Source organism: Streptomyces xanthophaeus, from assembly GCF_030440515.1.
Classification (GTDB): Bacteria; Actinomycetota; Actinomycetes; order Streptomycetales; family Streptomycetaceae; genus Streptomyces; species Streptomyces kutzneri.
The window spans coordinates 6,225,023-6,242,648 of the sequence record NZ_CP076543.1 but is presented as its reverse complement, the minus strand read 5'-3'; the positions used below and the strand labels follow the sequence as shown (position 1 = coordinate 6,242,648).

Below are 17,626 nucleotides of genomic sequence, written 5' to 3'. Positions count from 1 at the left end.
CTGTGTAGTTCTCAAACAACGACCAGCCACCCATCACCCTGCTCTCGAAGAGAACAAGTTCACTGGGGCCGGCACTGAAGACATGACCTTACGGCCGTACCTTCAGGACCCAACAACGTGCCAAGCATCTCCGTTCGTCCGTCTCCTCTTTCCACGCCGAAGCAGTACTCGAGAACCATCAGACCGAAGATGCCAACTAATCAACGTTCCACCCATGAGCTGACCGTGCAGAACGTTTGTCTGCAATCGGTACTGTGCTCCTTAGAAAGGAGGTGATCCAGCCGCACCTTCCGGTACGGCTACCTTGTTACGACTTCGTCCCAATCGCCAGTCCCACCTTCGACAGCTCCCTCCCTTACGGGTTGGGCCACCGGCTTCGGGTGTTACCGACTTTCGTGACGTGACGGGCGGTGTGTACAAGGCCCGGGAACGTATTCACCGCAGCAATGCTGATCTGCGATTACTAGCGACTCCGACTTCATGGGGTCGAGTTGCAGACCCCAATCCGAACTGAGACCGGCTTTTTGAGATTCGCTCCACCTCACGGTATCGCAGCTCATTGTACCGGCCATTGTAGCACGTGTGCAGCCCAAGACATAAGGGGCATGATGACTTGACGTCGTCCCCACCTTCCTCCGAGTTGACCCCGGCGGTCTCCTGTGAGTCCCCATCACCCCGAAGGGCATGCTGGCAACACAGGACAAGGGTTGCGCTCGTTGCGGGACTTAACCCAACATCTCACGACACGAGCTGACGACAGCCATGCACCACCTGTATACCGACCACAAGGGGGGCACTATCTCTAATGCTTTCCGGTATATGTCAAGCCTTGGTAAGGTTCTTCGCGTTGCGTCGAATTAAGCCACATGCTCCGCCGCTTGTGCGGGCCCCCGTCAATTCCTTTGAGTTTTAGCCTTGCGGCCGTACTCCCCAGGCGGGGAACTTAATGCGTTAGCTGCGGCACCGACGACGTGGAATGTCGCCAACACCTAGTTCCCAACGTTTACGGCGTGGACTACCAGGGTATCTAATCCTGTTCGCTCCCCACGCTTTCGCTCCTCAGCGTCAGTAATGGCCCAGAGATCCGCCTTCGCCACCGGTGTTCCTCCTGATATCTGCGCATTTCACCGCTACACCAGGAATTCCGATCTCCCCTACCACACTCTAGCTAGCCCGTATCGAATGCAGACCCGAGGTTAAGCCTCGGGCTTTCACATCCGACGTGACAAGCCGCCTACGAGCTCTTTACGCCCAATAATTCCGGACAACGCTTGCGCCCTACGTATTACCGCGGCTGCTGGCACGTAGTTAGCCGGCGCTTCTTCTGCAGGTACCGTCACTTTCGCTTCTTCCCTGCTGAAAGAGGTTTACAACCCGAAGGCCGTCATCCCTCACGCGGCGTCGCTGCATCAGGCTTTCGCCCATTGTGCAATATTCCCCACTGCTGCCTCCCGTAGGAGTCTGGGCCGTGTCTCAGTCCCAGTGTGGCCGGTCGCCCTCTCAGGCCGGCTACCCGTCGTCGCCTTGGTGGGCCATTACCCCACCAACAAGCTGATAGGCCGCGGGCTCATCCTTCACCGCCGGAGCTTTCAACCCCCGCCCATGCAGGCAGGAGTGGTATCCGGTATTAGACCCCGTTTCCAGGGCTTGTCCCAGAGTGAAGGGCAGATTGCCCACGTGTTACTCACCCGTTCGCCACTAATCCACCCCGAAGGGCTTCATCGTTCGACTTGCATGTGTTAAGCACGCCGCCAGCGTTCGTCCTGAGCCAGGATCAAACTCTCCATGAATGTTTACCCGTAATCGGGTGCACACATCACTTAGAGCGGGCACGTCATGTCGGAATAAGACCGACGCGCCACAACGTCCTCGCTGTGTTTGTTGCCTGCCAGTGCTCCACAAGGAAGCCCGACAGGTCTTTTTCAAAGGAACCTCATCCACCGAAGTGGACGGGGTATCAACTTCTGGCGTTGATTTTTGGCACGCTGTTGAGTTCTCAAGGAACGGACGCTTCCTTTGTACTCACCCCCGCGACATCCGCTGGGGCTTTCCTCCGGGCTTTCGTTCTGTTCTTGCGTTTCCAACTCTACCAGATCATTTCCGCGCCGTTTCCGGCGGTGGATTTGAATTCGGTGACCGTTGGGGGTCTTTGCCTTTCGGCGTTCCACCACTTTAGCGCTTATCCCTTGCGGCTCATAATCGAGCCACTGGCCAGGAATTCGGGCATGCCGAATAGAACCCCGCCAGGGGTAAGTCGTAGGTGTTGGGTTGGCCGCTCTGGGTGTCTGCCGACAGCAGTGCCCGTTCAAGCGGCTCGGGCTACGTTAGGCGTCCGGCAGGGCCGAGTCAAGTTGAGCGGCGGCGTGGTGCGTGGGCGCGATACGGGCTCACCGTCGGGTCGTGGGTGACCCAGAAGCGGTACGGGTGGGCCGCGCCGGCTCCGCCCACTCCCGTGCGCGGGCCACTGCTCACCAGGTCCGCCGAGGTCGGGGTGCCTGTGAGGAGGGACAAGGGGGAATCGGGGCCCGCGCAGAGGTCGGTGCCGTCGAGGGAGCGGTCCACGTCCAGGGCCGTGGCCAGGCGAGCCGGGCCTTTGGCCAGTTCTTTCGGGCTTCTGGCTGAAACCCGACGTTTGGCGGCCAGCTCGGCGCCCACCGTGACCTCGCCCGCGCGCAGCAGCACCCCGCTCGCGTGGCCCGGGGGGCCGCACACCAGGTTGAGGCTGAACCACATGCCGTAGATGAAGTAGACGTACGCGTGTCCGGGCGGACCGAACATCGACGCGTTGCGGGCGGTGCGGCCGCGGTAGGCGTGGGAGCCGGGGTCGGTCTCCCCCTCGTACGCCTCGACCTCCGTGATGCGCAGTTCGAGGGAGCCGTCCGTGGTGCGGCGGACGAGGGTGCGGCCCAGAAGGTCCGGGGCCACGCTGAGGACCGGGCGGTCGAAGAAAGACCTGGGCAGGGGCGTACGGTCAGGGCGCGCGCTCATCCGGTCGAGCGTAGTGGAACGCGTCCGCCTGGAACCGGGGCCTAAGGTTCCGCGTTGATACGGGGTAGTCGCGGCGTAGTCGCCAGATCCTTTCAAGGGGAGTTAGAGCATGGGCTTCAAGAAGCTGTTCGCGAGCCTGGGCGCCGGTGGTGCTTCGGTGGACACGATCATCACCGAGCCGAACGTCGTGCCCGGTGGGATCGTCCAGGGCGAGGTACGGATCCAGGGTGGATCCGTGGAGCAGCAGATCGAGGGGCTGTCCGTCGGGCTGCAGGCGCGGGTCGAGGTCGAGGGCGGCGACCAGGAGTACAAGCAGGACATCGTCTTCACCAAGCAGCGTCTGGGCGGTGCCTTCAAGGTGCAGCCCGGCGCGCTGCACGTGGTGCCGTTCGGGCTGGAGATCCCCTGGGAGACGCCGATCACCCACTTCGGGGGTCAGCACCTGCACGGGATGAACATCGGGGTCAGCACCGAGCTGGAGATCGCGCGTGCGGTGGACGCGGGCGACCTCGACGCGATCAACGTGCACCCGGTGCCGGCGCAGCAGGCGATCCTCGATGCGTTCCGGCAGCTCGGCTTCACGTTCCGCAGCGCGGACATGGAGCGCGGGCACATCCGTGGGACGCGCCAGTCGCTGCCCTTCTACCAGGAGATCGAGTTCCTGCCGCCGTCGCAGTACCGCGGGCTGCACCAGGTCGAGCTCACCTTCATCTCGGACGGCCGGGAGATGGACGTCGTTCTCGAGATGGACAAGAAGCCCGGTCTGTTCACCGAGGGCAGTGACACCTACCGCTGCTTCCAGGTGGGGCTGCAGTCGTACCAGAGCACGGACTGGGCGGCGTACCTGAACCAGTGGATCGCCAGCGTCGGTTCTCAGCGCAACTGGTTCTAGGCTCGCGAACGCGTCCGTACACGGCGGGCGCGGTCCGATGTCTCCCCGTTCCGGAGGTTCAGCAGTGTCAGAGCAGAGCAGGGCGCCCCTTCCGCACGACTTCCACCCCGAGGTCGCGGCCTTCACCTTGACGAGCGAGGACGTCTCCCATGGAGCCGACCTGCACGCCGCGCAGGTCCTCACGGGGAAGAACGTCTCGCCCCACCTGCGCTGGGAGGGTTTTCCCGAGGGGACGAAGAGCTTCGCCGTGACCTGCTTCGACCCGGACGCGCCCACGGGCAGCGGGTTCTGGCACTGGGTGCTCTTCGACCTGCCCGTTTCGGTGACGGAGTTGCCGGCCGGGGCGGGCACCGGAGACTTCGCGGGCCTGCCGGAGGGGGCTGTGCACGCGCGGAACGACTACGGCACGAGGGACTTCGGCGGTGCGGCCCCGCCGCGCGGGGAGCGGCACCGCTACGTGTTCACCGTGTACGCGGTGGACCGGGAGCAGCTCGGCCCGGACGAGGACTCGTCGCCGGCGGTCGTCGGATTCCATCTGCGGTTCCACGCCCTGGGGCGTGCGCAGCTCGTCGCCGAGTACGAGGCGCCCCCCGCGCGCTGATCGTTTCCCGAGCGTTCGCCCGGTCCTGGTCTAAAGAAGGCCAGGACCGGGCATTTTTATTGCGTTGTCCCGCGTGGCGCGCGCGGCCAGAGTGGTTGCGGGCCCTGCCGCCAGGGTGGTCGCGGGCCTGCACACGGGAGGTGGGCGAGATGCGGGACACGCTGGTGCTGAATGCGAGCTTCGAGCCGCTGTCGACAGTGACTCTGAACCGGGCCGTGGTTCTGGTGCTCCAGGACAAGGCCGTCGTCGAACAGTCGCACCCCGAGCTGCGTGTGCGCGCGGCCACCATGGATCTTCCGATGCCCCGGGTGATCAGGCTCTGCAGGTATGTCCGGGTGCCCTTCCGAAGACATGCTCCCTGGTCACGGAGGGGGGTGCTGGTCCGGGACCAGCACCGTTGCGCGTACTGCGGGAAGCGCGCGACGACCGTGGACCACGTACTGCCGCGGGCCCAGGGGGGTGGGGACACCTGGCTGAACACGGTGGCGTCCTGCGCCGAGGACAACCACCGCAAGGCGGCGCGGACTCCGGAGGAGGCGGGGATGCCGCTCCTGCGGAGGCCCTTCGTGCCGTCGCCGGCGGACGCGATGCTGCTGGCCCTGGGGGTGGCCGGGCGGGAGGCGCTCCCGGAGTGGCTGGAGCGTTCCGCCTAGGCGGATCCCCCGTTCGGTGGAGGCGGTCTCGCTGGGCGGCGTAGTTCTTCTACGTCGCTCAGCTGACGAGCAGTTGGACGATGGCGATGACACCGACTGTCACGATGACCGCGCGCAGGACGGTCGGCGAGAGGCGGCGGCCGACCTTGGCGCCGATCTGGCCGCCGATCGTGGAGCCGACGGCGATGAGGACGACGGCCGTCCAGTCGAACTCGGCGACGAAGAGGAAGACGACGGCCGCGATGCCGTTCACCAGAGCGGCGATGACGTTCTTGACGGCGTTGATGCGTTGCAGGTCTTCGCGGAGCAGCAGACCCATCAGGCCGAGGTAGAGCACGCCCTGGGCGGCGCCGAAGTAACCGCCGTACGCGCTGGAGAGCAGCATGCCGCCGAGCAGGGCCGGTCCCCCGTCCGGGTGGCCGGTGTCGCCTCCGGCGGCTTCCTGGCGTCGGCGCAGCGCGGCGGCGAGCCGGGGCTGGAGGACGACGAGGACCAGGGCCAGTGCGATCAGGACGGGCACGATCGTGTCGAAGGACTCGGACGGCAGGGTGAGGAGCAGGATCGCGCCCGCGAGGCCGCCGACGAGGGACACGGAGCCGAGCCGCAGGATGCGGGCGCGCTGGCCCTGGAGCTCCTTGCGGTAGCCGATGGCGCCGCTGATCGAACCGGGCACCAGGCCGAGGGTGTTGGACACGTTGGCGGTGACCGGTGGCAGGCCGGTGGCGAGCAGCACCGGGAAGGTGATCAGGGTGCCGGAGCCGACGATGGTGTTGATCGTGCCCGCGCCGATGCCGGCGGCGAAGACAGCGAGTGATTCCCAGATGGACATGGACTGTGCCATCCCCTTTGCATGAGTGAGTCGCCTCCCCGCCATGAAGGTCGAGGGGCCTCACCGATCATGCAGGAAGGGGATGGCGGGTCAGTCGATGGGGGGCTGTTCGCGTCGGTCCGCGCCGTCCTTGTCCCGCGCGGCCGGGATGCCGGCGCCGTCCTTGCCGGCGCCGCCCGGGTTGAAGCCCGAACCGCCACCCATGGGGCCGAAGTTACCCATGGCGCCGGAGAGGCCCTTGAGGGCGTCGCCGATCTCGCTCGGCACGATCCAGAGCTTGTTGGCGTCGCCTTCGGCGATCTTCGGGAGCATCTGGAGGTACTGGTAGGCGAGGAGCTTCTGGTCGGCGTCGCCGGCGTGGATGGACTCGAAGACCGTGCGGATGGCCTGCGCCTCACCCTCGGCGCGCAGTGCGGCGGCCTTGGCATCACCTTCGGCGCGCAGGATGGAGGACTGCTTCTCACCCTCGGCGCGCAGGATCTCGGACTGCCGGACACCTTCGGCCTGGAGGATCGCGGCGCGCTTGTCGCGGTCCGCGCGCATCTGCTTCTCCATCGAGTCCTGGATGGAGGTCGGCGGCTCGATGGCCTTGAGCTCGACGCGGTTGACGCGGATGCCCCACTTGCCGGTGGCCTCGTCGAGGACTCCGCGCAGGGCCGCGTTGATCTCCTCGCGGGAGGTGAGGGTCCGCTCCAGGTCCATGCCGCCGATGATGTTGCGGAGCGTGGTGACGGTGAGCTGCTCGATGGCCTGGATGTAGCTGGCCACTTCGTAGGTCGCGGCGCGGGCGTCGGTCACCTGGTAGTAGATGACGGTGTCGATGTTGACGACCAGGTTGTCCTGGGTGATGACGGGCTGCGGCGGGAACGGAACGACCTGCTCGCGGAGGTCGATCCGGTTGCGGATCGAGTCGATGAACGGGACGACGATGTTGAGGCCCGCGTTGAGGGTGCGGGTGTAGCGGCCGAACCGCTCGACGATGGCGGCGCTGGCCTGCGGGATCACCTGGATCGTCTTGACCAGTGCGATGAAGACCAGAACCACCAGAATGATCAGGACGATGATGATCGGTTGCATGCGGTTCCCCGTGCCCTTCCGGCTGTCTGTGCTGCCCCGTTGATCGGAGTCTCGCAGACCTTGGGGCCGCGAGCAGGCTGGTTGTCACATGACGACGGCGGTCGCCCCGTCGATCTCCACCACGTCGACGGACTGTCCGGGTTCGAAGCTGGTGTCCGCGTCGAGGGTGCGCGCGGACCAGACCTCGCCGGCGAGCTTGATGCGGCCGCCGCTGCCGTCGACCCGTTCCAGGACGACGGCGGATCTGCCCCTCAACGCGTCGATGCCGCTGCGGTGTTGGGGGCGCTGGGTGCGGTGCCGGTTGGCGATGGGGCGTACGACGGCGATGAGCGCGACCGACACGATCACGAAGACCAGGACCTGCGCCACCACTCCCCCGCCGACGGCAGCCGTGACGGCGGCCGCGACCGCGCCGACTGCGAACATGCCGAACTCCGGCATGGCGGTCAGGACGAGGGGGATGCCCAGTCCGACCGCGCCGATGAGCCACCACACCCACGCGTCGATGTCCACATGGTCATGGTAGGTCGGGTGGGCGCGGTCGGGACAGGGTGCGGAGACCCGTAACAGACGTGAGGGACGGGCCCTGGAGGCGGGGTCAGCCGAGCGGGAGGCCCTGGGCGGTCCAGCGGTCGGTCCCGTTGCGCTCGACGACCAGCGGGAGGCCGAAGCAGAGGGAGAGGTTGCGGGAGGTCAGTTCGAGGTCGATCGGGCCCGCGGTGACGACCTTGCCCTGACGGATCATCAGGACGTGGGTGAAGCCGGGGGCGATCTCCTCGACGTGGTGCGTGACCATGACCATCGACGGGGCGAGCGGGTCGCGGGCCAGGCGGCCGAGGCGGCGTACGAGGTCCTCGCGGCCGCCGAGGTCGAGACCGGCGGCGGGCTCGTCGAGGAGCAGCAGCTCGGGGTCGGTCATCAGGGCGCGGGCGATCAGCGTGCGCTTGCGCTCGCCCTCGGAGAGGGTGCCGAACTTGCGGTCGAGGTATTCGGTCATGCCGAGGCGGTCGAGGAAGGCGCGGGCGCGCTGCTCGTCGACGTCCTCGTACTCCTCCTGCCAGGTCGCCGTCATGCCGTAGGCGGCGGTGAGGACGGTCTGCAGGACGGTCTGCCGCTTGGGCAGCTTGTCGGCCATCGCGATGCCGGCGACACCGATGCGGGGGCGCAGCTCGAAGACGTCCACCTTGCCGAGGGTGCTGCCGAGGATGGTGGCGCTGCCCTTGGTGGGGAAGAGGTAGCTGGAGGCGAGGTTCAGCAGTGTGGTCTTGCCGGCGCCGTTGGGGCCGAGGATCACCCAGCGCTCGCCCTCCTTCACCGACCAGGAGACCTGGTCCACCAGAGCCCGGCCCTCGCGGACCACGGATACGTCCACCAGCTCCAGAACATCGCTCATGAGCGTGTTGTCACCCCTTGCAGTCACGGTTCTCTGTGCGCCGGTAGACGCAGCCCCAGGGGAAAACCTACGCCACTCGGCGAGGGGTCCGGGGCCGGGGCCCGGTGCCGGGGCCGATCCGTAAAGTAGGGGGATGCTTTTCGAACCACGTTCAGGGCGCTTGGCCGCCTGGGGGAACGCACTGCTGGCCGGTCTGGTCTCGCCCGACGAGGCCGTGTTGTCGATCGTGGGCGAGGACGCCGTGCACCGGGTGGAGGGGCTGCCGGGTGAGACGGGCCCCGTCGGGCTCACCCTGGCGCTCGGCCGGCTGCGGGCCCTGGGGGTGACGGGGCTGCGGGTGGCGCTGCCCGCGCCGGGGCATCCGCTGGGGCTGAGCGGGCCGCCTGAGTTCAATGCGCGGGCGCTGGAGGCGGAGGAGGCGGTCGTCGCGGTGGGCGCGGCGCTGGGCCTGGTGCCGGAGGTGTCCGAGGTCGGGCCGGCCGGGGACGTGCACGTGTCGGTGACCTGGCAGGTGCTGCCGGTACGGGAGGCCCCGCCGGCGGACGTGCCCTCGCTGAGCGAGGCGGAGCGGGAACTGGCGGAGGCGCTGCGCGAGGCGACCGAGGTGCTGACCCGGCTGGACGTGGCGGGGTCCGGGCCGGTCGCGGAGGCCGCGCTGTCGGCGTACCGGGCGCGGGCGGAGGCCGGGCGGGACGCGCTGGCGCCGGGGTATCCGCCGCGGGCGGTGCGGGTGCTGGCGCTGGCGCAGCGGGTGGACCTGATGGTGTCGCTGGCGCACGAGAACGGGCACGGGGGCGCGGTGGCCGCCTCGGAGATGGCGGCGCGGGCGGAGGCGCTGCGGCCGGTCGAGCGGGTCGCCCGGCGGGCGCTGGTCGCGGCGTACAACTCGGCCGTCGAGGCGCGCGAGCGGGGGTGACCCCCGGGCCGGGGGCGTGGGTGCGGCGCCGCTGCGCGGGCGGCCCCGGGCTGCGCCCGGGCTTTGTGGGGCTCCGCCCCACGCCCCGCGCCTCGAACGCCGTGGGGCTGGATCGGGCCGCGTGGAACATGAGGGAACCCCGCTTCCCAGGGAGAGGTGGGGGAAGCGGGGCCGGGTGGGGCGGGTCAGGCGTTGACGCCGGTGTTGCCGAAGGCGCCGTTGAGCAGGCCGATCACGTTGACGGTGTTGCCGACCACGTTCACCGGGACGTGCACGGGGACCTGGACCTGGTTCCCGGAGGCCACGCCGGGCGAGTTCAGGGCCTCGCCCTCAGCCGACGCACCGCCGTGCGCCGAGGAGACACCGGCGCCGGCGGCGAGGAGGCCGCCCGCGATCATGGTGACGGCTGCGGCCTTCTTGAAGTTCTTCACGTTCTTGTCCTCCAGTACGTCTGCCGCGACCAGCCGTCGCTGCACGCCTTGGAGAACGGCCGGCCCGCGATCGGGATACGCCATGTGGGCTACATACACCCGACCGTATGAATCTCAGTCCGGAACGACACGATCCGATTTCGCTCCGATCACTCGGCGATTCCGTGCCTGACCGCCCACAATGCGGCCTGGGTCCGGTCGGAAAGGTCCAACTTCATCAGGATGTTCGAGACGTGGGTCTTGACCGTCTTCTCGGACAGGACCAGGGCGCGGGCGATCTCGCGGTTGGAGCGGCCGTCGGCGATCAGGCCCAGGACCTCGCGTTCGCGGTCGGTCAGCGAGCCGGGACGGCCCGCCGGGGAGCCCTGGTCGTCCTGGGAGAGCAGGGCGAGGGCCACCTCCGGCTGGAGGAGCACGTGGCCCGCGTGGACGGAGCGGATCGCTCCGGCCAGCGCGTCCGGGTCGATGTCCTTGTAGACGTATCCGGCCGCGCCGGCCCGCAGGGCGGGGACCACCGTCCGCTGCTCGGTGAAGCTGGTGACGATCAGCACCCGGGCGGGGTTCGCCAGCGCGCGCAGCCTGCGCAGCGCCTCGATGCCGTCGGTGCCCGGCATCTTGATGTCCATGAGGATCACGTCGGGCCCCAGCTCCTCGGCGCGGGCGATGCCCTCCTCTCCGTCGGAGGCCTCGCCGACCACCTCGATGTCCTCCTGGACCTCCAGGAAGGTGCGCAGGCCCCGCCGGACCACCTGGTGGTCGTCGACCAGCAGGACGCGAATGCCGTTGCCGCCGCTACGGCCGGTGCTGTCAGCCACCGGGGACCTCCATCTCGATCGTGGTGCCCCGACCGGGCTCCGAGTGCACGGTGAGCCGGCCGCCGACGCCGCTCGCGCGGTCCCGCATGGAGACCAGGCCCAGATGACGGCCCGCCCGGCGGACGGTCCGGGGGTCGAAGCCCTTGCCGGTGTCGAGGACCCTGAGCAGCGCGCCCCCGACGGGCGTCCGGGCCAGGGTGACCTCGACGCGGTCGCCGGCCGAGTGGCGCAGCGCGTTGTGCAGGGCCTCCTGGGCGACGCGGAGCAGGGCTTCCTCCTGGGTCGCGGGCAGGGCCCGTACGCCGTCACAGGTGAAGGTGACGTGCGCGGTGTGGGCGCGGTCCAGGACGTGGACGTGCGTACGGAGGGTGGCGACCAGTCCGTCCTCGTCCAGGGCGGCCGGGCGCAGCTCGGTCACGGCGGCGCGCAGTTCGTCGGCGGCCTCCGCCGCGAGGGCGGCCACCTGCTGGAGCTCGTCCTTGGCCCGGGCCGGGTCGCGGTCGACGAGGGCGGCGGCGGCCTGGGCGGTGAGGCGGAGCGAGAAGAGCTTCTGGCTGACGGCGTCGTGCAGCTCGTGGGCGAGCCGGGAGCGCTCCTCGGCGATGGTGAGCTCGCGGCTGCGCTCGTAGAGGTGTGCGTTGGTGAGGGCGATGGCCGCGTGCTGGGCAAGGAGGGAGAGGAGTTCCTGGTCCTCGTCGGTGAAGCCGCGAGGGCCGCGTTTGTTCGCGAGGAAGAGGGCGCCCAGGGTCTCCTCGCCGTCGCGCACGGGCATGCCGAGGAAGTCGGACATCTCCGGGTGGGCGGCCGGCCAGCCTTCGAAGCGAGGGTCCTCGCGTACGTCGGCCAGGCGCTCGGGGCCTGGCTCGTGGAGCATCGCCGCGAGGATGCCGTGCTGGCGTGGCAGCGGGCCGATGCGGCGCCACTGCTCGGCGCTGATGCCGTCCACGACGAACTGGGCGAAGCCTCCGTGGTCGTCCGGGACGCCCAGGGCCGCGTACTCGGCGTCCAGGAGTTCGCGGGCGGACACGACGATCGTGCGCAGCACGTCGCGGACCTCCAGGCGGCGGCTCATGGCGAGCAGTGCGGTGCTCACGGCGGCCAGGCCGCTGGAGGGCCCGCCGTGCGGGGGGCTACCGGTCATGGGCTCACCGTACCCGCGGCCGTGACCTGCGGGATCGGGCCGTGGACGTAGGTCGAAGGGACCTGCGGGGGTGGGGCTCGTGGCCGACGCGGTGGGGGGTGGGCCGTTCCTAGGTTGGGGGCATCTGCTGATCGGGACGGAAGGCGAGGGTGCTGTCATGTCGGTGGCGATCGTGACGGGGGCGTCCAGGGGGCTCGGCCGGGCACTGGCCGGGGAGCTGGCGGCGCGGGGCTGGGACCTGGTGCTGGGCGCGCGGGGTGCGGAGGCGCTGGAGGAGACCGTGGCCGGGGTGGCTCGGGCGCCCGGGGCGCGGGTGGTGGCGGTGGCCGGGGACGTGTCCTCGGCGGCGCACCGGGCGGCGCTGGTGGCGGCCGCGCGGGAGCTGGGCGGGCTGGATCTGCTGGTGAACAACGCGGGGGTGCTCGGGGCCGAGCCGTTGGTGCCGCTGGCGGAGCACGCGCTGGACGGGCTGCGGGAGGCCTTCGAGGTCAATGTGGTGGGGCCGCTGGGGCTGGTCCAGGAGGGGCTGCCCCTGTTGCGGGCGGCGGGGGCCGGGGCGGTGCTGAACATCAGCTCGGACGCGGCGGTGGTGGCGTACGCGACGTGGGGGGCGTACGGGGCGACCAAGGCGGCGGGGGACCTGATGTCGGCCGTGCTGGCGGTGGAGGAGCCGGGGCTGCGGGTGTGGTGGGCCGATCCGGGGTCGATGCGGACGCGGATGATGGCGGCGGCCGAGCCGGGCGAGGACCTGGCGGGGCTGCCGACACCGGAGGAGGTGGCTCCGGCGCTGCTGCGGCTGGTGGAGCGGGCGCTGCCGAGCGGGCGGTACACGGCGCGGGAGCTGGCGGCGGAGGCGGGCCCAGGGGCCGGCCCGGAGGCGGCCGCAGGGGCGGGCCTGGAGGCGGGCGCGGGGGGCGGGCGGTGAGCGGGCGGCGGGGTCTGCAGGAGCGGGGTCTATATATAACGGACATACCGCCGCAATTGATGGCACGGATTCCGCCCGAGCAGCGGGGGCCGGGGCTGGGGCGGGACGCCGTGCGGCTGCTGGTGTCCGAGGGCGGCGAGCGGGTGTCGCTGCACGCCTTCCGGGAGCTGCCGGGGCTGCTGCGGGCCGGGGACGTACTCGTGGTGAACACCTCGGCCACGCTGGCGGCCGCGGTGGACGCCCGGCTGGGCGGCAAGGGCCTGGGCGAGGACCTGGTGGTGCACTTCTCGACGCGGGGCGACGACGGCCGCTGGGCGGTGGAGCTGCGCGCCCCCGACGGCGGCGGGACGACCCGGCCGCGGGCCGGGGGGCCGGCCGGGGCGGTGCTGGAGCTGCCGGGCGGGCACCGCCTCACCCTGGATGAGCCCCTGGCGGCGGGCGCGGACCGGCTGTGGTGGGCGCGCCCCTCCCCCGCGCCGGGCGGGGTGCCGGCGCTGCTGCGGGCGTACGGGCGTCCGATCCGGTACGCGTACACGGAGCGGGACCAGCCGGTCTCGGCCTATCAGACGGTGTTCGCGGTGCCGGCCGCCGACGGGTCGGGCTCGGCGGAGATGCCGAGCGCGGGCCGGCCCTTCACGGCGGAGCTGGTGGCGCGGCTGGTGAGCCGGGGGGTGCAGTTCGCCCCGCTGGTCCTGCACACGGGGGTGGCCTCGCAGGAGGCGCACGAGCCTCCGTACCCGGAGCGGTACGAGGTGTCCGCCACGACGGCGGGTCTGGTGAACGCCGCTCGGGCCGCCGGAGGAAGGGTCATCGCGGTGGGGACCACGGCGGTACGGGCCCTGGAGTCGGCCGCTGACGCGCGGGGGCGGGTGCGCCCGGCCGCCGGATGGACGGATCTGGTGGTGACTCCGGAGCGCGGAGTGCGGGTGGTGGACGGGCTGCTGACCGGACTGCACGAGCCCGAGGCGTCCCATCTGCTGATGCTGGAGGCGGTCGCGGGGCGGGCCGCCGTACGGCTCGGGTATGCCGAGGCACTGGCCCGGCTCTGCCTCTGGCACGAGTTCGGGGACGTCCATCTGCTACTCAAGGATGAGAACCGTGACCATATGCATTGCGACAGCAACTCACGGTGAAACCGGTACATGTCCGATGTGACCCCGCACATAGGACCCACATCACTTACGAAGCTGCCTAGTGGACGGATAAAGACCCTGTCAGTGCTGTCCCACCTAGCGCCGAGGCCCGAATTCGGGCCTCGGCGCCCGTGCGTGATCCACTAAGCGGCATCGTACGTCACACCTTTGCCACAGGATTTTGCCGCCGCTAAGAATTGCTCCCGTCGCACAGCACCGCGGATCCCCGGATCCACAAAGCGCCTTCCTGCGACTCCCGCTATTCGAAGAGGTTGCCCCGCCATGTCTGCTTCCCGCACCCCCGGTCACAGTCGTCTGACGAAGGCACACAAGCTGTCCATTGCCGGTGTCGCCACGCTGAGCGCCGCCGCCGTCGCCTTCTCCCTCGTGCCGGCCGACGCCGCCGAGGCCCAGACGGTCACCGCCGCCCCCGTCGCCTGGACCCAGGCCGTCAACGGCGCGCAGACGAAGACGCTGCAGGGCCACCTCTCCGCACAGCAGGTCATCTCCCAGGCGAACGCCAAGGCCGCGGCCAAGATCAAGGCCGACGCCGACGCCAAGGCCAAGGCCAAGGCCGAGGCCGCCGCGAAGAAGGCCCGCGAGGAGAAGGCGGCCGCGAGCCGTTCCGCCGCCCGCACCCCGGTCTTCGCGAACAACCTCGACGGCTGGATCAAGGAAGCCCTCTTTATCATGAAGAAGGAGGGCATTCCGGGCACCTACGCCGGGATCCACAAGAACATCATGCGCGAGTCCAGCGGCAACCCGATGGCGATCAACAACTGGGACATCAACGCCCAGAACGGCATCCCCAGCAAGGGTCTGCTCCAGGTCATCTACCCGACCTTCAAGGCGTACCACGTCAAGGGCACCAAGTTCGACCAGTACGACCCGGTCGCCAACATCGTCGCCGCCTGCAACTACGCGGCCGACCGCTACGGCTCCATGGACAACGTCAACAGCGCCTACTAGGCCTCGGCGTACCCAAGCCCCCCATGCGCCTCAGGGCGGCACCCGGACTTCCGGATGCCGCCCTGAGGCGTTTTGCCGTGCGTGCGCACGGGCGTGCGTGCGGTCGTCCGCCCGCGTCCTACTTGCCCGCGCGCATGACCTCGGGCTCGTGGCGGCGCAGCAGGCGCTGCACCGCGAAGCCGCAGGCGACGCCGATGAGCAGCAGGATGGTGATGTTCAGGCTCCACTGCCCGATCGTGGCGTCCCAGAGCGGGTCCGTGTTGGTCGGGTTCTCCGCGTCCCACGGCGGCATGAGCTTGCCGAGGTTCAGCGTGGTGCCGGCGGCGGCGATGGCCCAGCGGGACGGCATCAGCCAGGCGAACTGCTCCAGGCCCGGGGAGTCGTAGACCTGGAAGAGGATGCCGGTGAAGACGACCTGGACGATCGCGAACATGACCAGCAGCGGCATGGTCTTCTCGGCGGTCTTCACCAGCGAGGAGATCACCAGGCCGAACATCATCGACGTGAAGCCGAGCGCGATGACCGACAGGCAGATCTCGACGGCCGGCGGCATGATCAGGCCCTCGGTGGGCAGGTCGCGCGGGAAGAAGCCGATCGCACAGATGATCACGCCCTGGATGGCCGTGATGACGCCGAGGACGATCACCTTCGACATGAGGTACGCGGACCGGTACAGGCCGGTCGCGCGTTCTCGCTCGTAGATGACCCGTTCCTTGATCAGCTCACGGACCGAGTTGGCAGCGCCCGAGAAGCACATGCCGACCGCGAGGATCAGCATGATCGTGCCGGCGTCGCCGTTGAAGCGGGACGGCGCGACGGGCGGCGCGAGACCGAACTTCGCGGGGATCACCGTGGAGACCACGCCCAGGACGGCGGGCAGGAGCACCATCAGGGCCAGGAAGCCGACGTCCGACGCGATCACCGAGACGTAGCGGCGGATCAGCGTCCACAGCTGCGAGCCCCAGCCCTGCGGCTTGGTCGGGTGCATCTGCTGGGCCGGAGGCATCGCGACGGACTGCGGGGCGACCGCGTCGATGTCGGCGGCGTACAGCTGGTAGTGCTGGGAGCCCTTCCAGCGGCCGGCCCAGTCGTAGTCGCGGTAGTTCTCGAAGGCCGAGAACACGTCCGCCCACGTGGTGTAGCCGAAGAAGTTCAGCGCCTCGTCCGGCGGGCCGAAGTACGCGACCGAACCGCCCGGGGCCATGACCAGCAGCTTGTCGCAGATGGCCAGCTCGGCTACCGAGTGGGTGACGACGAGGACCGTGCGGCCGTCGTCGGCGAGGCCGCGCAGCAGCTGCATGACGTCGCGGTCCATGCCCGGGTCGAGGCCCGAGGTCGGCTCGTCCAGGAAGATCAGCGAGGGCTTGGTGAGCAGCTCCAGAGCCACGGACACGCGCTTGCGCTGACCACCGGAGAGCGCGGTGATCTTCTTGTCCTTGTGGATGTCGAGCTTGAGCTCGCGCAGCACCTCGTCGATGCGGGCGGCGCGCTCGGACTCGGCCGTGTCGCCCGGGAAGCGGAGCTTGGCCGCGTACTTGAGGGCGGTGCGGACGCGCAGCTCCTTGTGCAGGATGTCGTCCTGCGGGACCAGGCCGATGCGCTGGCGGAGCTCCGCGAACTGCTTGTACAGGTTGCGGTTGTCGTAGAGGACGTCGCCCTCGTTGGCCGGGCGGTAGCCGGTCAGCGCCTTGAGCAGCGTCGACTTGCCGGAGCCGGAGGGGCCGATGACGCCGATCAGCGACTTCTCCGGAACGCCGAAGGTGACGTCCCGCAGGATCTGCTTGCCGCCGTCGACCGTGACCGTGAGGTGGCGGGCCGAGAAGGAGACCTCGCCGGTGTCGACGAACTCCTCGAGGCGGTCGCCGACGATCCGGAACGTCGAGTGGCCGACGCCGACGATGTCGTTCGGGCCCAGCAGCGCGGTGCCGGACTTCGCCAGCGGCTGACCGTTGACGTACGTGCCGTTGTGGCTGCCGAGGTCGTGGATCTCGAAGCGGCCGCCGGGCATCGAGCGGAACTCGGCGTGGTGGCGGGAGACCTGGAGGTCGGAGACCACCAGCTCGTTCTCCAGCGCACGGCCGATCCGCATGACGTGGCCCAGCGAGAGCTGGTGGAACGTCGTCGGGCTGCGGTCTCCGTAGGCCGGGGCCGCGCCCTGCGCCGGGCGGGGAGCGGCGGCGCCCTGCTGGTGCGGGAGGTGGGCCTGCGGCTGCTGCTGGTGCTGCGCGTGCTGCTGCTGTTCCCAGGCCTGGTGCTGGGGCTGCTGCTGCTGGGCCTGGTAGGCCGGGGCCTGCGGCTGGGCGTACGCCTGTGCCGGGGCCTGCTGCGCCTGCTGTGCCACGGCCGGCTGCGGCGCGGCGGCGCCGGCGCTCAGATTCAGCCTCGGGCCGTCCGTCGCGTTGCCGAGGTGGACCGGCGTGCCGGGCACGAGCTCGGTCTGCTGGACCCTGGCCCCGTGCACGTAGGTGCCGTTGGTGCTGCCGTGGTCCTCGATGCCCCAACCCCGGCCGTTCCAGGTGATGGTGGCATGCCGCCACGACACCCGGGCATCGTCGATCACCACGTCTCCCTGGGGGTCACGCCCCAGCGAGTACGACCTGGACGGATCGAGCGTCCAGGTCCTTCCATTCAATTCCAGTACGAGTTCCGGCACTCCAGCCCCACTTAAGTCCCCCGAGAATCCCCCCATGACGTCAGGGAGTCTAGGGATGGCGAACATCCGGGGGAACTATTTCAGGCCTACAGCCGTATGTGGAATCCGGGCCTTGCCGGGGCGTCTACGACTGCCCGTTGACGGGGTCGAAAGTCACCCGGAGAGTGAGATACGGGACTTCTCGCCCGGTGGTCCCGTCGCGTACCGCTC

16 protein-coding genes and 1 rRNA gene are annotated in these 17,626 nt (G+C 69.4%); 7 read left to right on the top strand and 10 right to left on the bottom strand.

Annotation, left to right across the window (positions count from 1 at the left end):
• Window positions 1–265 precede the first annotated feature (265 nt).
• Window positions 266–1,790: ribosomal RNA gene (locus KO717_RS27855) — 16S ribosomal RNA — on the bottom strand.
• A gap of 556 nt (window positions 1,791–2,346) precedes the next feature.
• The gene (locus tag KO717_RS27850) at window positions 2,347–2,988 is read right to left on the bottom strand and encodes a DNA-3-methyladenine glycosylase (protein ID WP_301372008.1); all 642 of its coding nucleotides are present in this window, start codon (window positions 2,986–2,988) and stop codon (window positions 2,347–2,349) included.
• Between the two features lie 109 nt (window positions 2,989–3,097).
• Here KO717_RS27850 and KO717_RS27845 point away from each other — a divergent pair, with 109 nt between their 5' ends.
• From KO717_RS27845 to KO717_RS27835, 3 genes are all read left to right on the top strand, one after another.
• Window positions 3,098–3,880, top strand: a complete 783-nt coding sequence (locus KO717_RS27845) for a sporulation protein (RefSeq protein WP_301372007.1) — start codon at window positions 3,098–3,100, stop codon at window positions 3,878–3,880.
• 64 nt (window positions 3,881–3,944) lie between these two features.
• Window positions 3,945–4,481, top strand: a complete 537-nt coding sequence (locus KO717_RS27840) for a YbhB/YbcL family Raf kinase inhibitor-like protein (RefSeq protein ID WP_301372006.1) — start codon at window positions 3,945–3,947, stop codon at window positions 4,479–4,481.
• A 149-nt stretch (window positions 4,482–4,630) separates the two neighbouring features.
• Window positions 4,631–5,134, top strand: coding sequence for an HNH endonuclease (locus tag KO717_RS27835; RefSeq protein ID WP_301372004.1), 504 nt, complete (start codon window positions 4,631–4,633; stop codon window positions 5,132–5,134).
• A gap of 58 nt (window positions 5,135–5,192) precedes the next feature.
• Here the strand turns inward: KO717_RS27835 and KO717_RS27830 are convergent, their stop codons facing one another.
• The 4 genes from KO717_RS27830 to KO717_RS27815 all read right to left on the bottom strand — a co-directional run bounded on the left by KO717_RS27830 (window position 5,193) and on the right by KO717_RS27815 (window position 8,433).
• Window positions 5,193–5,963, bottom strand: coding sequence for a sulfite exporter TauE/SafE family protein (locus tag KO717_RS27830; protein WP_301372003.1), 771 nt, complete (start codon window positions 5,961–5,963; stop codon window positions 5,193–5,195).
• Window positions 5,964–6,053: 90 nt separating this feature from the next.
• A complete protein-coding gene (locus tag KO717_RS27825) occupies window positions 6,054–7,040 on the bottom strand; it encodes an SPFH domain-containing protein (protein WP_301372002.1) in 987 nt (328 codons plus the stop codon).
• An 84-nt stretch (window positions 7,041–7,124) separates the two neighbouring features.
• Window positions 7,125–7,553 (bottom strand): NfeD family protein, encoded by a 429-nt coding sequence (locus tag KO717_RS27820; protein ID WP_301372001.1) that lies wholly within the window; start codon window positions 7,551–7,553, stop codon window positions 7,125–7,127.
• Window positions 7,554–7,638: 85 nt separating this feature from the next.
• Window positions 7,639–8,433 carry an ABC transporter ATP-binding protein gene (locus KO717_RS27815; protein ID WP_030720092.1) on the bottom strand — a complete coding sequence of 265 codons (795 nt, stop codon included), beginning with the start codon at window positions 8,431–8,433 and terminating at the stop codon, window positions 7,639–7,641.
• 133 nt (window positions 8,434–8,566) lie between these two features.
• Between KO717_RS27815 and KO717_RS27810 the strand changes: the two genes are divergently transcribed.
• Window positions 8,567–9,349, top strand: a complete 783-nt coding sequence (locus tag KO717_RS27810) for a hypothetical protein (protein ID WP_301371999.1) — start codon at window positions 8,567–8,569, stop codon at window positions 9,347–9,349.
• Window positions 9,350–9,534: 185 nt separating this feature from the next.
• On the opposite strand, the gene KO717_RS27805 is transcribed toward KO717_RS27810, so the two are convergent.
• The 3 genes from KO717_RS27805 to KO717_RS27795 form a co-directional block, all read right to left on the bottom strand.
• Complete coding sequence (locus KO717_RS27805) at window positions 9,535–9,780, bottom strand: chaplin (protein ID WP_030012639.1); 246 nt, start codon at window positions 9,778–9,780, stop codon at window positions 9,535–9,537.
• A gap of 149 nt (window positions 9,781–9,929) precedes the next feature.
• Window positions 9,930–10,595 carry a response regulator gene (locus KO717_RS27800; RefSeq protein WP_301371998.1) on the bottom strand — a complete coding sequence of 222 codons (666 nt, stop codon included), beginning with the start codon at window positions 10,593–10,595 and terminating at the stop codon, window positions 9,930–9,932.
• Window positions 10,588–11,736: a GAF domain-containing sensor histidine kinase gene (locus KO717_RS27795; RefSeq protein WP_301371997.1), complete on the bottom strand. Its 1,149-nt coding sequence runs from the start codon at window positions 11,734–11,736 to the stop codon at window positions 10,588–10,590. The genes KO717_RS27800 and KO717_RS27795 overlap by 8 nt, the downstream gene beginning before the upstream one ends.
• Before the next feature lie 157 nt (window positions 11,737–11,893).
• Between KO717_RS27795 and KO717_RS27790 the strand changes: the two genes are divergently transcribed.
• The 3 genes from KO717_RS27790 (at window position 11,894) to KO717_RS27780 (ending at window position 14,763) form a co-directional block, all read left to right on the top strand.
• Window positions 11,894–12,661: an SDR family NAD(P)-dependent oxidoreductase gene (locus tag KO717_RS27790; RefSeq protein WP_301371995.1), complete on the top strand. Its 768-nt coding sequence runs from the start codon at window positions 11,894–11,896 to the stop codon at window positions 12,659–12,661.
• 59 nt (window positions 12,662–12,720) lie between these two features.
• A complete protein-coding gene (locus KO717_RS27785; RefSeq protein ID WP_301371993.1) occupies window positions 12,721–13,794 on the top strand; it encodes an S-adenosylmethionine:tRNA ribosyltransferase-isomerase in 1,074 nt (357 codons plus the stop codon).
• Between the two features lie 282 nt (window positions 13,795–14,076).
• The gene (locus KO717_RS27780; protein ID WP_301371992.1) at window positions 14,077–14,763 is read left to right on the top strand and encodes a transglycosylase SLT domain-containing protein; all 687 of its coding nucleotides are present in this window, start codon (window positions 14,077–14,079) and stop codon (window positions 14,761–14,763) included.
• Window positions 14,764–14,881: 118 nt separating this feature from the next.
• Here the strand turns inward: KO717_RS27780 and KO717_RS27775 are convergent, their stop codons facing one another.
• Window positions 14,882–17,452 (bottom strand): ABC transporter ATP-binding protein/permease, encoded by a 2,571-nt coding sequence (locus tag KO717_RS27775; RefSeq protein WP_301371991.1) that lies wholly within the window; start codon window positions 17,450–17,452, stop codon window positions 14,882–14,884.
• Between the last annotated feature and the right edge of the window lie 174 nt (window positions 17,453–17,626).

What these genes read in the sequence shown, in the direction of transcription:
- KO717_RS27850 (WP_301372008.1), bottom strand. Translation starts at nt 2,988, where the DNA reads ATGAGCGCGCGCCCTGACCGTACGCCCCTGCCCAGGTCTTTCTTCGAC.
- KO717_RS27845 (WP_301372007.1), top strand. Translation starts at nt 3,098, where the DNA reads ATGGGCTTCAAGAAGCTGTTCGCGAGCCTGGGCGCCGGTGGTGCTTCG.
- KO717_RS27835 (WP_301372004.1), top strand. Translation starts at nt 4,631, where the DNA reads ATGCGGGACACGCTGGTGCTGAATGCGAGCTTCGAGCCGCTGTCGACA.
- KO717_RS27830 (WP_301372003.1), bottom strand. Translation starts at nt 5,963, where the DNA reads ATGTCCATCTGGGAATCACTCGCTGTCTTCGCCGCCGGCATCGGCGCG.
- KO717_RS27825 (WP_301372002.1), bottom strand. Translation starts at nt 7,040, where the DNA reads ATGCAACCGATCATCATCGTCCTGATCATTCTGGTGGTTCTGGTCTTC.
- KO717_RS27815 (WP_030720092.1), bottom strand. Translation starts at nt 8,433, where the DNA reads ATGAGCGATGTTCTGGAGCTGGTGGACGTATCCGTGGTCCGCGAGGGC.
- KO717_RS27810 (WP_301371999.1), top strand. Translation starts at nt 8,567, where the DNA reads ATGCTTTTCGAACCACGTTCAGGGCGCTTGGCCGCCTGGGGGAACGCA.
- KO717_RS27795 (WP_301371997.1), bottom strand. Translation starts at nt 11,736, where the DNA reads ATGACCGGTAGCCCCCCGCACGGCGGGCCCTCCAGCGGCCTGGCCGCC.
- KO717_RS27790 (WP_301371995.1), top strand. Translation starts at nt 11,894, where the DNA reads ATGTCGGTGGCGATCGTGACGGGGGCGTCCAGGGGGCTCGGCCGGGCA.
- KO717_RS27785 (WP_301371993.1), top strand. Translation starts at nt 12,721, where the DNA reads ATGGCACGGATTCCGCCCGAGCAGCGGGGGCCGGGGCTGGGGCGGGAC.
- KO717_RS27780 (WP_301371992.1), top strand. Translation starts at nt 14,077, where the DNA reads ATGTCTGCTTCCCGCACCCCCGGTCACAGTCGTCTGACGAAGGCACAC.
- KO717_RS27775 (WP_301371991.1), bottom strand. Translation starts at nt 17,452, where the DNA reads ATGGGGGGATTCTCGGGGGACTTAAGTGGGGCTGGAGTGCCGGAACTC.